This is a genomic window from Rhodococcus sp. NPDC003383, assembly GCF_053589115.1.
The window spans coordinates 1-14,546 of sequence record NZ_JBSFRG010000027.1; the positions used below are offsets into that span (position 1 = coordinate 1).

General features: G+C 68.5%; 10 protein-coding genes. 3 read left to right on the forward strand and 7 right to left on the reverse strand.

What is annotated here, in order from left to right; all coding sequences use genetic code 11:
* Positions 1 to 138: 138 nt before the first annotated feature.
* Positions 139 to 1,518, reverse strand: coding sequence for a cation:dicarboxylate symporter family transporter (locus tag ACWDTS_RS21145; protein ID WP_450118964.1), 1,380 nt, complete (start codon positions 1,516 to 1,518; stop codon positions 139 to 141).
* Positions 1,519 to 1,749: 231 nt separating this feature from the next.
* On the opposite strand from ACWDTS_RS21145, the gene ACWDTS_RS21150 reads away from it, so the two are divergent.
* From ACWDTS_RS21150 to ACWDTS_RS21160, 3 genes are all read left to right on the forward strand, one after another.
* Entirely contained in the window at positions 1,750 to 3,303 is a 1,554-nt protein-coding gene (locus ACWDTS_RS21150; RefSeq protein ID WP_248673601.1) for a sensor histidine kinase, read from the forward strand.
* On the forward strand, positions 3,300 to 4,028 hold the full coding sequence (locus ACWDTS_RS21155) for a response regulator (RefSeq protein WP_450118965.1): 729 nt from the start codon (positions 3,300 to 3,302) through the stop codon (positions 4,026 to 4,028). The genes ACWDTS_RS21150 and ACWDTS_RS21155 overlap by 4 nt, the downstream gene beginning before the upstream one ends.
* 548 nt (positions 4,029 to 4,576) lie before the next feature.
* Positions 4,577 to 5,452 (forward strand): fumarylacetoacetate hydrolase family protein, encoded by an 876-nt coding sequence (locus ACWDTS_RS21160; RefSeq protein WP_450118966.1) that lies wholly within the window; start codon positions 4,577 to 4,579, stop codon positions 5,450 to 5,452.
* On the opposite strand, the gene ACWDTS_RS21165 is transcribed toward ACWDTS_RS21160, so the two are convergent.
* The 6 genes from ACWDTS_RS21165 to ACWDTS_RS21190 all read right to left on the reverse strand — a co-directional run bounded on the left by ACWDTS_RS21165 (position 5,446) and on the right by ACWDTS_RS21190 (position 14,465).
* Positions 5,446 to 6,180: an ABC transporter ATP-binding protein gene (locus ACWDTS_RS21165; protein ID WP_450118967.1), complete on the reverse strand. Its 735-nt coding sequence runs from the start codon at positions 6,178 to 6,180 to the stop codon at positions 5,446 to 5,448. The two genes, ACWDTS_RS21160 and ACWDTS_RS21165, sit on opposite strands and share 7 nt — an antisense overlap.
* Positions 6,177 to 8,957, reverse strand: a complete 2,781-nt coding sequence (locus ACWDTS_RS21170) for an ABC transporter permease subunit (RefSeq protein WP_450118968.1) — start codon at positions 8,955 to 8,957, stop codon at positions 6,177 to 6,179. The genes ACWDTS_RS21165 and ACWDTS_RS21170 overlap by 4 nt, the downstream gene beginning before the upstream one ends.
* Positions 8,958 to 9,022: 65 nt before the next feature.
* Positions 9,023 to 10,219, reverse strand: a complete 1,197-nt coding sequence (locus ACWDTS_RS21175) for an ABC transporter substrate-binding protein (protein WP_450118969.1) — start codon at positions 10,217 to 10,219, stop codon at positions 9,023 to 9,025.
* A 169-nt stretch (positions 10,220 to 10,388) separates the two neighbouring features.
* A complete protein-coding gene (locus ACWDTS_RS21180; protein WP_450118970.1) occupies positions 10,389 to 11,264 on the reverse strand; it encodes an NAD(P)H-binding protein in 876 nt (291 codons plus the stop codon).
* A 172-nt stretch (positions 11,265 to 11,436) separates the two neighbouring features.
* A complete protein-coding gene (locus tag ACWDTS_RS21185; RefSeq protein WP_450118971.1) occupies positions 11,437 to 13,575 on the reverse strand; it encodes a S9 family peptidase in 2,139 nt (712 codons plus the stop codon).
* Complete coding sequence (locus ACWDTS_RS21190; protein WP_450118972.1) at positions 13,575 to 14,465, reverse strand: phosphoribosylaminoimidazolesuccinocarboxamide synthase; 891 nt, start codon at positions 14,463 to 14,465, stop codon at positions 13,575 to 13,577. Before ACWDTS_RS21190 ends, ACWDTS_RS21185 begins: the two co-directional genes overlap by 1 nt.
* Positions 14,466 to 14,546: the final 81 nt, after the last annotated feature.

Consider the following 14,546-nt stretch of genomic DNA (forward strand, 5'->3'; position numbering starts at 1 on the left):
CCCCTGCTCGTCCGCCGGCCGCCCCGCGCGCGCCCCACCCGCCGACTCAGCCCGGTGCGCCTGTCCCCGCCCGCCGACCGCCGGCGCGGCCCGGACTCCGTGGGGAGTCCGGGCCGCGGCGGGCGGATACGGGTCGCGCTACACGGCGACCTTCTGCAGCTGCGGTTCCTTCTCCGGGACCGGGTGACCGTCGTCGTCGCCGAGCATCGACTCGTCGAACGGCAACCGGCCGGCCAGCACCTCGTCGACGCGGGCACGGTCCACGGTCTTGGTCCACGTGCCGATCAGCAGGGTCGCGATGGCGTTGCCGGAGAAGTTCGTGACGGCACGCGCCTCGGACATGAACCGGTCGACACCGACGATCAGGCCGACCCCGTCGACGAGGTCCGGGCGGTGGCTCTGCAGCCCACCGGCGAGGGTGGCGAGCCCGGCGCCGGTCACCCCGGCCGCACCCTTCGACGCGATGATCATGAACAGCAGCAGCGACAGCTGCTCGGCCAGCGCGAGCGGGCGGCCCATCGCGTCGGCGACGAACAGCGCGGCCATCGTCAGGTAGATCGCGGTGCCGTCGAGGTTGAAGGAGTAGCCGGTGGGTACGACGACACCGACGGTGGTGCGCTGCACGCCCAGGTGCTCCATCTTGGCGATCAGGCGCGGCAGCGCCGACTCGGACGAGGACGTCGCGAAGATGAGCAGGTATTCGCGGGCCAGGTAGCGGACCAGCTTGAACACCGAGACCCCGGCGACCGCGCGCAGCAACGTGCCGAGGACACCGAACACGAACACCAGGCACGTCAGGTAGAACGCGAGCATCAGCGCACCGAGCTGGAGGACCGCGCTCAGGCCGGTCTGCCCGACCACATTGGCGATCGCGCCGAACGCGCCGATCGGGGCCAGCCACAGGATCATCGTCAGGATCTTGAACACGAGCTTCTGCACGTGCGCGACGCCACGCAGGATCGGCTCACCGGACTTGCCGATGCCCTGGATCGCGAAGCCCACGAGCAGCGCGACGAACAGGGTCTGCAGCACGCTGCCGGAAGTGAGCGCGGACAGCATCGAGGTCGGGATGATCCCGGAGATGAACTCGGCGGTGCCGCCGGCTTCGTGGGCCTTCTCGGCCAGTGCCGCACCGGAGGATGCGGTGGATGCGTCCAGGGTCAGACCGCTGCCCGGGTCGAGCAGGTTGCCGACGAACAGGCCGATGCCGAGCGCGACCGTCGACATGCCGACGAAGTAGATCAGGGCGAGACCACCGATGCGGCCGACGCTGGCGGCCGCGCGCACCGAGCCGATTCCCAGCACGATGGTGCAGAAGATGACCGGGCTGATCATCATCTTGATGAGGTCGACGAACGTGGTGCCGAGGATGCCGAGAGACTTGCCGACGTCCGGTGCCTGCCAGCCGACCAGCACACCGGCGACAACGGCGACGACGACGCCGATGTACAGCCAGTGGGTCCGGTCCTTGCGCCGGGACGCCCGGTCCTTGCGCAGAGACACTGCTGTGGTGCTCATGGGTTGCCCTTCGATCACGGATACGGATTCGGTGGCAGCCGGTAGGACTCGGGATTCGACCGTGGTACGGCCGGCTGCTGCGGGACCCTGGTAGGGATGTTCCACGCCCGGGTGGTGACCGGTATCACTTCCACCTACCAAAATGGTGATGGTGGGTCGGCGCACGGAGAAGATTGCGTACATAGTGTTCACGGGAGGTCGCCGGTGAACCGTCACGGCACACGCCGGCCGATGAGCGTGGCGGGGCAGCTGCTGATCCTGCAGCTCGTGGTGTTCACCGTGGTCACGATCGCCGCAGGGGCGCTGTTCGTCGTCGACGAACGCCGCGACGCCGACGCCACGACCCGCCTGGCCGTGACCGATGTCGCGGTGACCACCGCCCAGCTCCCCGACGTCGCCGAAGGTCTGCGGTCCCCCGATCCGACCGCGGCGCTGCAGCCGCTCGCCGAGCGGATCCGCACCTCCACGGGCGTCGATTTCGTTGTGGTCGTCGACCCGGACGGGATCCGGGTGACCCATCCCGTGCCCGAGCAGATCGGGCTTCCCTACACCGGCCACATCGAGCAGGCCCGTGCCGGGCAGACGTACAGCGAGACGTACACCGGCAGTCTCGGGCCGTCGATCCGGACGATCGCCCCGGTGTACGCGGACGACGGCACGCTCGCCGGGTTCGTGTCGGTCGGGGTGACCCGGGAGCGCATCTCCGAGGCCTTCCTGCGCGGCCTGCCCGGCATCGTCGCGGTCGTCGCGGCGGGGCTGGCGGTGACCGCGGCCGGCGCCGTGCTCATCGCCCGCCGGCTGCGGCGGCAGACGCTGGGGCTGAATCCGGACCAGTTGCTGCGCATGTACGAGCATCACGACGCGGTGCTGCGCGCGATCGGTGAGGGCCTGGTCGTGTTCGGCACGTCGGGCGGTGGGACACCGCGCGTCGACGTCGTCAACGACGAGGCCCGCAGGTTGCTCGGCCTCCGGTCCGGGCCGGTGTCGTTCGAGTCGCTGCCGGAGACCCTGCGCAGGCTCGCGACCGGCGAGGAGGTGCGTGACGAGGTGCACCTGACCCGGGACCGGGTGCTGGTGGTGGGCAGCGACGCGGTGCAGTGGGAGGGCCGGCGGATCGGGACGGTCGTGACCCTGCGCGATCACACCGAGTTGCGCGGCGCGCTCGGGGAGCTGGATTCGGTGCGCGGGTTCGCCGAGTCGCTGCGGGCCCAGGCCCACGAGTCGGCGAACCGGTTGCACACGATCATCACGATGGTCGAGCTGGGCCGGTCCGAGGAGGCCGTGGCGTTCGCGACGCGCGAGCTGGCGGTGTCCCAGAACCTCATCGACCGGTTGACCGCCGACGTCGCCGAACCGGCGCTCGCGGCGCTGCTGCTCGGCAAGGTCGACGAGGCCGCCGAGCGCGGCGTCGAACTGACCGTCACGGAGGACACCGCGCTCGGTCCGGTGCCGTCGGTGCCGTCCCGCGACCTCGTCACTCTCGTCGGGAACCTGATCGACAACGCGATCGACGCGTCCCGCGCCGCCGACGAACCGTGGGTGGAAGTCACTGTTCGTGAAGAGGATTCGACGATGATCGTCGAGGTCGCCGACAGCGGGCCGGGAATGTCGCCGGACACCCTGGCGCAGGCGATGCAGCGCGGATATTCGACGAAATCCGAACATCGCGGACTCGGGCTGGCACTGGTCGCGCAGGTCGTCGCCCGCCACCGCGGGGTCCTGCGCACCGAACCGTCCCTCGGCGCCATGATCGTCGCGGAAATTCCCCTCGGGGGTCGCTCGTGATCCGGGTGCTCATCGTCGAGGACGAACCGCTCATCGCGCAGGCCCACCGCGAATACCTCGGGCGGATACCGGGATTCGAGGTGGTCGATGAGGTGCACACCGGCACCGCCGCACTGCGGGCGGCGACGGCGGCCGTACGCCGTGGCGAACCGATCGACCTGGTCCTGCTCGACATCGGCCTGCCCGACATGAGCGGGCTCGACGTGGCGGCATCACTGGGAGGGTTGCGGCCGAGCCCGGACATCATCGCCGTGACCTCGGCCCGGGATCTCGAAGTGGTCCGCACCGCCGTGTCCCGCGGCATCGTGCTGTATCTGCTCAAGCCGTTCACGTTCGCCGCGCTGCGCGACAAGCTCGAGCACTACGTCGCCTACCGCACCGCGCTGGGTTCAGCGGAAACCGCGGTCGCGCAACACGATATCGATCGGGTGATGGCCGCGCTGCGCACGTCGAACACGAAGGCGTCCGCGCCGAAGGGCATCTCCCCCGCGACCCTCGACCGGATCGCCGGGTTCCTCCGCGAGGCGGACGGTCCCCGCACCGCCGCCGAGGTCGGGACAGCGGTCGGGGTATCGCGTGTGACGGCGTGGCGGTACCTCGAACGTCTTGCCGACGACGGTCTGCTCGTCCGCATCACCGAGTACGGCCGGGCCGGCCGCCCTCAGGTCCGTTACGCCCGCAATCCCCGCCCCACCCCGGGTGACGGGAACCGGCATCCGGACTGACCGGGTGCAGTCCCGTCACCGGGGAGGGCAGGGCGTATCGACTCAGTCCCGGTCCCGTCGTGCCGCACGGAGGTCCCGAGTCGACTGCTTCGAATCGGTGTAGGGCGCGTCCTTTCGGTTGCACGCCTGGACGAACATGTCGAGAAAACTCCTCTCTCGCCGGGCGGGACGGGCTTCCCTGCCCGAGTCGGCGCTACCGCTCGCAGCAGTCATGGACCGTTCTCCTTCGATCATCGCCGGGACACCGGCCGGTTGGGCGCCGGGCGCCGGTTCCTACATCGGCACCACCGAGAGGAGCCAGGTGTAGGCCTCGACGAGGGGCGTGTGGACAGCGAGGAAAGCAGCTTCTACCAGGGCTCGCATACAGACGTCTCCTTTTCGTTCCCACCGCGTCGAGAGAGTCGACGCGGCGAACGCTCCTCCGAGCGTCCATCAGGGATTCGGAGCAGGTGTGCAGGAGGATGGGTGGACCCGGAATGTCGATTCCGGGCACTCCGAGCCCGGTAGTGGTAGAAGTGCTTGTCTCGAGTCACCAAGGAGAACGAACCGTGCGCATCGCCAACCTCGACAACCGTGCCGTCCTCGTCGTCGGTGATCCCGGCGACGAGCGCGCCGTCGATATCGCCACCGCGTCCGACGGCAGGTTCGGTCCGGATCTGCCTTCGGTCTTCGCGTCGTGGGACGAGGTGCGGGCGTGGGCCTCCGAGGTGGACCCGGCAGGCACGACCACGACGGCGATCGACCGCACCCGCCTCGGCGCCCCGTCGCCCGCACCGCGGCAGGTGTTCGCGATCGGACTGAACTATCGCGAGCACGCCGCCGAATCCGGTATGGAGGCGCCGACGCACCTGCCTCCGGTGTTCACCAAGTACGTCTCGTCGTTCTCCGGTCCCGATACCGAGGTCGTCATCCCGGACGGTGGCAACGTCGACTGGGAGGTCGAACTCGTCGTCGTCATCGGACGACAGGGACACCGGGTCGCCGAGACCGACGCGTGGTCACACCTCGCCGGCGTGACCGTCGGACAGGACATCTCCGAACGCGTGGCCCAGATGCGTGGTCCCGCACCGCAGTTCGGTCTCGCCAAGTCGTTCCCGGGCTTCGCGCCGCAGGGTCCGTGGCTGGTCACCCCGGACGAGTTCGCCGACCCGGACGATCTCGAACTCGGGTGCCGGATCGACGGCGAGGAGGTCCAGCGGGGCCGGACGCGGGAGATGATCTTCCCGGTGCCCGCGTTGATCGCCGCCCTGTCGGAGAACGTCACGCTGTATCCCGGGGACGTGATCTTCACCGGGACGCCCGCCGGCGTCGGCATGGGTCGCGACCCGCAGCGGTACCTGCAGCCCGGCGAAACCCTCGACACCTGGATCGAGGGCATCGGGGAACTGCACCAGCGGTTCGTCGCGGCGGGGCGGGCTCAGTAGACGACCGAGTCCGTGCCTGCCGCACGCCCGAGATAGGCCCGCTCGAGCACCTCCGGTGATGCGGCGAGGTCGGCCGCGGCGCCGGTCGTGGTCACCTCGCCGTGCCGGAGCACCAGTGCACGGTCGGCAACGGTGAGCGCCATGTGCACGTGCTGTTCGACCAGCACGGCGGCAACCTGCCGCTCGTCGACGAAGCGCCGGATCACCGGCAGCAGCGACTCGACGATCACCGGCGCCAGCCCCATGCTCAGCTCGTCGATCAGCAGGACCTTCGGTGCCTGCATGAACGCGCGCCCGATTGCGAGCATCTGCTGCTCCCCGCCGGACAACAGGCCCGCCGACACGTCGAGCCGTTCTCCCAGCTGCGGGAAGTAGTCGATCACCTCCGCGATCGTGGTGCCACCCGGCCTGCGCGCGAGGCGAAGGTTCTCGGTCACCGTCAGTCCGGTGAACAGTGCCCGATCGTCCGGGACGAGCACGATCCCCGCCTTCGATGCGGTTCGGGCGCTGCCCGGCTTGATCCGTACCCCGGCGAGTTCGACCGTCCCGGCGAGTGGCGACAACAACCCGGCGAGGGTGATCAGCAGCGTCGTCTTGCCCGCCCCGTTGGGCCCGAGCACGGCCATGATCTCGCCGGCCCGGAGCTCGAAGCCGACATCGCGCACACACGCCCTGCCCCGGACGTAGCCCGCAGAGAGACCGTCGCAGTTCATCATCGTCGTCGTCATGTGCCCGATTCCGCCTTGCTCTGGGTCGCACCGAGATACGCCGCGACCACGTCCGCGTTCGTCCGAATCTCGGCCGGGGTACCGTTCGCGATCACCCGGCCGAGATCGAGGACCACGATGCGATCGCACAGTTCGAGGACCAGGTCCATGTCGTGGTCGACGATGACGATCGTCACGCCCGCATCCCGAACCACTTTCAATTTCTCTCCGAGCCAACGACTCTCGGCACTCGCCAAACCTGCGGCGGGTTCGTCGAGCAGCAGCACCTGCGGTTGTCCCGCCAGCGCGCGGGCCACCGAGACCAATTGCTTGCGTCCCTGCGACAACTCACCGACCGGGCGGTCGACCAGCGCGGTGAGACCGAGCATCCGGAACAGGGAGTCGCTCCATTCGGCCGACTCCTTCCCACGTCGCCACCCGCCGGCGGCGAACGTACCGACGGCGACATTCTCCCGAACCGAGAGATCGTCGTAGAGCGACATGTCCTGGAACGTCCGGCCCAGTCCGAGCCGACTCCGCCGGTGCGGTGGAAGGTCGTCGATCCGCTTGTCCCCGAGCGCAACCGACCCTCCAGCCTTCGCGAATCCGCTCAACGCGTCGATGCAGGTCGTCTTTCCCGCACCGTTGGGCCCGATGAGTCCGACGATCTCGCCGGATCGCACTTCGGTGGCGAAGTCGGCCAGTGCAGTGACGGCTCCGTGGGTCACCGTGAGGCCGTCCGCGGCGAGGACCACCTTCCCGGCGGCGTCGCTGTCCGCGGAGACCGTGGACAACTCCGCCCCGGACGCGGTCGCGCCGCTTCCGATATCGTCGAGATCTTCTGTCTTCGAGCCGGTTCCGGAACCGAACCGGTCTCGGAGCCGCTGCATCTGCACGACCACCTGACCGGCGATGCCCTCGGGGTAACCGATCACCGTGAGGACCAGCAGGACACCGCCGATGAGCGCGTAGTAGTCCGCGAATCCCAGCAGCCGGTCCATGAGGACGAACACCACACCGCCGGCACCGAGCACCCCCGAGAGGATGCCACCGCTCACCAGCGTGACACCCGCGATGTAGATCATCGCGAACATCGCGATCCCGCCGATGGTGGAGTACGACTCGGCGGTTGCCACCGTCTGCTGGTAGGCCATCAGGGATCCGCCGAGTCCGGCGATGAACGCGCCGATCGCGAACGCCGCGAGTTTCGTTCGCGCCACGTTGATCCCGGACGCGGCCGCGGCGCGCTCGTTGGCGCGAACGGCGAGCATGGCAGCACCCAACCGGCCCGTTCGCAATTTGACCACCGCCAGCGCGACGATCACGAGGACGAATAGGCAGAGGAACCCGAACACCGTCCGCGGGTAGCCCGCCCCGGATCCGATCGACAGGTCGATTCCGAACAGGGTCGGTTTCGCGACCGGTGCTCCCCCCATTCCGCCGTTCAGCGCGGTGTTCCGGAACCACACGAACTCCAGGAACACCGCCAGGGCGAGAGTAACCACCGTGACCGGCAATCCACGGATCCGCAGGGCGGGGAGCCCGACGATCACGCCGATCACCGTCGCCACCAGAGCCGCGAGGATCGGCGCGATCGGGAACGGAATGCCCAGATCGACCGTCAACCGGCTCAACGAGAATGCCCCGACACCGGCCAGGGTCAGCTGGGCCAGCGAGATCTGTCCCGCGAAACCCGTCACCACGACCTGCGACAGCCCCACGACCGCGAGGATGATACTGATGATGACCGCCCCGCGGAAGCTTCCCGAGGTGAGAAGGAGCGCCAGGACCGCGACAACGACGCCGGCGATCGCCGGCAGCAGGATATTCTGCGGACGCGGTGCCCGTCCCAGGGTGGACTTCACGATCGCACCACGTGTCGGCAGTGGTTTTCCCCGGAAGACGAGGAAGACGAGAATGAGTGCGAGCGGCACGAATTCGGCCATTCCCGCCCGCGGGAACCAGTCCACCGTCGCCTGCAGGTGGGTCATCTCCGACTGCAGCATCCCGATGGCGAAACCGGCGGCCACGGTCAGTCCCATCGCGGTGAAGTTCCCGACCAGCGCGGCCGCGAGTGCGGGAATCACGAAGAGCGTGTAGGACACCGGGACGAGCGGAACGATCGGCGCGATGAGGATGCCGCTGATGCCCGCCACCACGGTGCTCAGCGCCCAGTTGCCGACGGCGATCCGGTCGGGTGAGAGTCCGGTGACGAGCGCACCCTTCTCCGATTCGGCAGCCGCACGGGTTGCCAAACCGAAACGGGTGTAACGGAACAGAGCGACGAGAATCACCGTCATCCCGACGACGATCACCGCGAACCACAGACGATCCTCGGGAATCCGGACGCCGAGGAGCGTAACGGCACCGTTCGGCAGGATGGGCTTGACCGACACGGGTGTCGTCCCGACACGGATCGCCAGCAGCGCCTGGATGACCAGCATGACGCCGATCGACACCACCGCCTTGGCCACCGGGGGTGCGTTCCGCACGAGCCGGAACACGGCCGCGTAGAGGAACACTCCCAGCAGCGCCGCGATCAGGAGCGACAGGAGAGCCGCGGGGACGAATCCCCACGGCCCGCCCACGTCCACCGTCGTCGGCATTCCAGGAATCGGGTTGAGCAACTCGCCTTTCCGGAGCAGCCCGTACGTGTAGGCCACGTACAGGGCGATCGCGCCGGTGGCGAAGTTGACCACGCCCGAGCTACGGAAGGTCATCACCAGGGCGAGCCCCAGCGCCGCGTACACGGCGCCGTTGCCCAACCCCAGTGCGAGGAAAGCGAAGTGCTCGGCCATCACTCACTCGTTTCCCGGCGCCCGAACGGCACGTCGCGCCACGATGCGTTCCCTTGCCCAGCGGGTCATCCGACGACGACCGGCGAGGTGACCTGGCCGCCCTCGGCAACAGTTGCCCGGATCATCTTGTTGCTGCACACGGTGGGCATCATCGGCATCGCCGTGCCGTCACAGGTGAACGTGATGCCGTCCGCCGCCGGCATGGGAACGTCCTTGGCGGTCTTGATCGCCTCGTTCACCGCGGCCGCGGTCGGTTCACCCTGCACACCCTGTGCGGCACGGATCAATCCGAGCATCGCCGCATAGCCGGTGCTCGTGAATCCACCGATCTCCACATCCGGGGCGTACTCGTCCATCACCGCGCGGTAGAGGACCGCTTCGGGCCCGTCGGAATCGATGTCGGCGCCGATGAAGACCAGCGACCCGTCGAGCGTATCGCCGACCGCGTCGACGACCGCGGGGTCGAGACACGGCTGGATGACCATTTTCGCCTGGGTTGCGCCGAGTGTCTGCAGGGACTTGAGCACGGACGTGCACATCGTCCCGTCACCGATCACCGCGACCGCCTCGGTCCCGTCCGCGAGCCCCGCGCTGACCTGCGGTGTGGAATCGGGAGTTCCGGGTGTCACCGGAGCGACCTGCAGCTCCACACCCGCCGCGTCGAATGTGCCCTTACCCACCGCCTCCGTCGAGGCGATCACCGTACCGGTGTCGATCACGTACGCGGCGACCTTCTTGTACCCCTGCTCGGCAGCGTATGCCGCCATGCCCGCGAGGGCACCCGGGAAACCGGGGCTCAGCACGTAGGTTCCGGGTGTCGTCAGCTCCGCGGCGCTCGTCCCGGAAGTCGTGAGATACGGGATGCCGGCCCCGGTGATGATCGGGACCATCGCGGCACCGTTTCCGGAGGTGGTGACGACGACCGCCGAGACGCCCTGCTCCACCATCTGGTTGGCACAGTCCTGGTTGGACGCCGGGTCCTCCTTGGCCGCACAGGAAACGACCTCGATCGGGTGTCCGGCGATGCCCCCGAGATGCGCATTGGCGTACTCGGCGGCCGCCTCCGCCGCCTGGCGGTTCTCCGGCATCGAAATCGCCGGTCCACCTTCGGGGTTGATCAGCCCGATCTTGATCGGTGTACCGGTGGCCGGGTTGTCGGCGAAGGCGCCCTCCGGCGCCTCCACCGAGCTGCCACCCGAGTCGTCGGCACTGTCCGTGCTGCAGGCCGTCCCCGCGACCAGCGCGGGAATCGCGAGGAGCATACCGGCCCGTAGGACCGAGGTTCGACCGGCGGATCTACACGTCTTGGACATGAGGCTTCCATCCTTCGTTCACGACGCGGGCGTCGGAGGCAGAGGTAGTGACATGGATCACATAAAGCTCGGCTGAGCGTAGGACGGGCGACGCACATGTGTCAATAGGACAGCCTAGTTATCTAGGTGCGATACCTGACGACCGAATCTCTGCACCGAAGTCGGCGCGGTGGTCGCGCGCCCACTGTTCGAGGGTGCGACCCGGCCGGCCGGTGAGCTCGGCGACGCCCGGGCGCACCGCGTCCGGGACCTCGACGGTGTCGCGCCAGTAGTCGAGGAGCATCCGCAGGATGCCGTCGTCGAGGAACTGCGCCGTCTCGGCGCGGAACTCGTCCGGGGAGATCTCGACCAGAGTGAGGGCGCGGCCCAGTCCGGCGCCGAGAGCCTCGACTTGCTGTGTGCGCGTGAGCGAGCGGGGACCGCTCAGCGCAACGGCCTGCCCGATCCAGCGGTCGTCGGCGAGGGCGGCGACGGCCGCATCGGCGACATCCGCCTCGTGGATCGGTGCCTGCGCGGAGCGCACGTACGGTGCCCGGATCGGCGCGCCGGACCGGATCGACCACGCCCAGGACAGCAGATTGGCCGCGAACGTGCCGGGGCGCAGGATCGTCCAGTTGTCGGTGCGCTCGGTCACCGCCGACTCGACCGCGCTGTGATGAACCTGGCTGGCGGACCCCACGTCACGCGGAAACTCCTGTGCCGCAGCGAGCGACGACAGCACCACGAACTTCTCGACGCCGTATCGCACAGCGTCGTCCACGAACGCGTCGACGCCGGCCGCGGGAAACACGAACGCGCGGTCCACGCCGGTGAAGGCGGCCCCGGGGACTCCGCCCGGGATCGAGAGGTCGCCGCCGACGACCTCGACGGCGTCGGGCAGTGCAGCAGTGTCGGGGGTGCGGGTGATCGCGCGGACGGATTCGCCGCGCGCGAGGAGTGTATCGATGAGCAGGCGGCCGACGGATCCGGTTGCGCCGGTGACGAGGACGGTCATGGAGCTCTCCTTCGGGTCGGGCACCGACGGTTCGGTGCGCACGCCCACGATCTCCGCATTCGCGGACGAATCCCGTCCTCGATCGACCGCGACGGCAAAAATGAACCGGCCGCCGCCGCGAAGATCGCGACGACGGCCGGTCAGGCGAACGAAACTGCTGCGAGCGAAACCCTCAGGGCCGGTAGGCCCCCGAGGTGGCGAGCACCCACGCGAACTCGAACGCGACCTCGCGCCACTTCTCGTAGCGGCCCGACACTCCCCCGTGCCCGGCGCTCATCTCCGTCTTGAGGAGCAGCGGCGCATCGCCGGTCTTGGTGGCGCGCAGTTTGGCGACCCACTTGGCCGGTTCGACGTACAGCACCCGGGTGTCGTTGATGCTCGTGATCGCCAGGATCGCCGGGTAGTCCTTGGCCTCGACGTTCTCGTACGGGCTGTACGAGCGCATGTACGCGTACACCTCGGGATTGTCGAGCGGGTTGCCCCACTCGTCCCACTCGATGACGGTCAGCGGCAGCGACGGATCGAGGATCGAGGTCAGCGGATCGACGAACGGCACGTTCGCGAGGATGCCCGCGAACAACTCGGGCGCGAGGTTCGCGACCGCCCCCATGAGCAGACCGCCCGCGCTGCCGCCGTCCGCGACAAGACGATCCGGGGACGTCACCCCGGTGTCGATCAGGTGCTGCGCGCACGCGACGAAATCGGTGAAGGTGTTCTTCTTGGTGAGCGCCTTGCCGTTCTCGTACCAGTGCCGGCCCATCTCACCGCCGCCGCGGACGTGGGCGACCGCGAACACCATGCCGCGGTCCAGCAGCGACAGCCGTGCCACCGAGAACCCGGGATCGATGCTGGCCTCGTACGAGCCGTAGCCGTAGAGCAGTGTCGGGGCGGGACCCTCGGGCAGGTCCTTGCGCTGCACGATCGACAGCGGAATCCGGGTGCCGTCGTCCGCGACCGCCCACTCCCGGCGCTGCTCGTACCGGGTGGGATCGAAGTCGCCCAGCACCGGTTGCGCCTTGCGCAGCAGCAGTTCGCCGGTGTCGACGACGAGGTCGTAGACCCGGCTCGGGGTGATGAACGACGTGAACCCGAGGCGGAGCGTCGGCTGGTTCCACTCGGGGTTCGCGCCCGGTCCGACGGAGAACAGTTCCTCGTCGAATTCGATTTCCGTGAAATCGCCGTAGCCGTCGGCCGTCAGCGGCCACACCGCGAGCCGGGTCAGCGCCTCACGGCGGTACCCGATGACCAGGTGACCCGCGAACGCGTCGACGTCCTCGAGCCGCACGTCGTCGCGGTGCTCGATGAGGGTGTGCAGCGCGGACGGATCGTCGACGGGCGCCTCCGCGAGCACGAAGTTCTCGGCCTTCACGCCGGCGGGATCGACGTCGTTGTGCAGCACGAGGAATCGGTCCTCACCCGCGACGACGGCGTGCTCCGCGCTGTACTCGACACCCTCACGGCGTGGCAGCAGCACACGGAATTCGCCTGTCGGGTTCTCGGATTCGAGGACCCACCCTTCGGTGGTGATCTTCGATCCGACCCAGATCATCAGGTACTTCTCGCTACGGGTCGAGCCCACCGACACCCAGAACCGCTCGTCCGGTTCGTGGAAGACCTTCACGTCCTCGCTGCGGTCGGTACCGAGGCGGTGCCGCCACACCGTGTCCGGCCGCCACGACTCGTCGACGGTGAGATAGAAGACGTGGGTGTGGTCGATCGCCCACGTCGCGCCGGGCGCGGTGCCGGGAATCTCGTCGGGCAGCAGTTCACCGGAGACGAGGTTCTTGAACCGCAGCGTGTACCGCTCGTCGCCGACCACATCGGTCGAGTAGGCGAGCAGCGTGCCGTCGTGGCTGACCGAGAACGCGCCGATGGAGAAGAACTCGTGGCCCTCGGCTTCGGCGTTGCCGTCGAGCAGGATCTGCTCGCCGGGCAACTCGACGCCCGGCGCCGGTTCCGGCGGGGTCCAGTCGTCGGGGCCGGAGATCGGGCAGCGGCACTGGACTCCGTACTGCTTCCCCTCGGCGGTGCGGGCGTAGTACCACCAGTCGCCGAGCCGGGTCGGCACCGACATGTCGGTTTCCTGCGTGCGCGACTTGATCTCGTCGAAGATCTTCTCGCGCAGCGGCGCCAGGTCCGCGGTCTGCTGTTCCGTCCACGCATTCTCGGCCTCGAGATATGCGATGACGTCGGGGTTCTCCTTGTCGCGCAACCATTCGTACTCGTCGACGAAGGTGTGCCCGTGATGGGTGCGCTCGATCGGAACCTTCTTGGCGACCGGGGGCGCCGACAGGGGTGCCGACTCCGGCATCACTGCCCCCCGATCCAGTCGTCGAACGACAGCCCGGAGATCCGCTCGTAGGCCTCGATGTAGCGGGCACGGGTCTTGTCGACGACGTGCTGCGGCAGCGCCGGCGGCGGGGTGTCGGACTTGCGGTCCCAGCCGGATTCCGGCCCGGTCAGCCAGTTGCGGACGATCTGCTTGTCGAAGCTCGGCTGCACCTTGCCTTCCTCGTACTCCTCGGCGGGCCAGTAGCGCGACGAATCCGGGGTGAGCACCTCGTCGGCGAGCACCAGGTTGCCGGCCTTGTCGAGACCGAACTCGAACTTGGTGTCGGCGAGCAGGATGCCGCGCTCGGACGCGTACATCGCGGCGCGGTCGTAGATGTCGAGGGTGTCCTGGCGCAGCTTCATCGCGAGGTTCAGGCCGACCTTCTCGGCAACCTGCTCGAAGCTGATGTTCTCGTCGTGGTCGCCGAGGTCGGCCTTGGTGGCGGGGGTGAAGATCGGCTCCGGCAGGCGGCTCGCCTCGACGAGCCCCTCGGGCAGCTTCACTCCGCACACCGAGCCGGTGGCCTGGTAGTCGAGCAGGCCGGAACCGGTGAGGTAGCCGCGGGCGACGCATTCGACGGGCACCATCTGCAGCCGCTTGACGACCAGCGCACGCCCCACGAGGTTTTCGGGGATGCGTTCGTCGTCGGGTTCACCGGCGAGATGGTTGTTCGCGTCGAGCAGGTTGAAGAAGAACACGCTCATCGCGGTGAGGACCCGGCCCTTGTCGGGAATCGGGGTGGCGAGCACGTGGTCGTAGGCCGAGATCCGGTCGCTGGCCACGAGCAGCAGGTGCTCGTCGTCGATGACATACAGGTCGCGGACCTTGCCGCCGGCGAGGTGGGAGTAGGACTCGAGTGAAGGACGCACGATGTCACCCTAGTGCTCGCGGGCGACATCCACGCCAAGCCGGTGACAGATCTCCCATCCGTGACAATGGCGGAGACACTC

What these genes read in the sequence shown, in the direction of transcription:
- ACWDTS_RS21145 (WP_450118964.1), bottom strand. Translation starts at nt 1,518, where the DNA reads ATGAGCACCACAGCAGTGTCTCTGCGCAAGGACCGGGCGTCCCGGCGC.
- ACWDTS_RS21150 (WP_248673601.1), top strand. Translation starts at nt 1,750, where the DNA reads ATGAGCGTGGCGGGGCAGCTGCTGATCCTGCAGCTCGTGGTGTTCACC.
- ACWDTS_RS21165 (WP_450118967.1), bottom strand. Translation starts at nt 6,180, where the DNA reads ATGACGACGACGATGATGAACTGCGACGGTCTCTCTGCGGGCTACGTC.
- ACWDTS_RS21170 (WP_450118968.1), bottom strand. Translation starts at nt 8,957, where the DNA reads ATGGCCGAGCACTTCGCTTTCCTCGCACTGGGGTTGGGCAACGGCGCC.
- ACWDTS_RS21175 (WP_450118969.1), bottom strand. Translation starts at nt 10,219, where the DNA reads ATGCTCCTCGCGATTCCCGCGCTGGTCGCGGGGACGGCCTGCAGCACG.
- ACWDTS_RS21180 (WP_450118970.1), bottom strand. Translation starts at nt 11,264, where the DNA reads ATGACCGTCCTCGTCACCGGCGCAACCGGATCCGTCGGCCGCCTGCTC.
- ACWDTS_RS21185 (WP_450118971.1), bottom strand. Translation starts at nt 13,575, where the DNA reads ATGCCGGAGTCGGCACCCCTGTCGGCGCCCCCGGTCGCCAAGAAGGTT.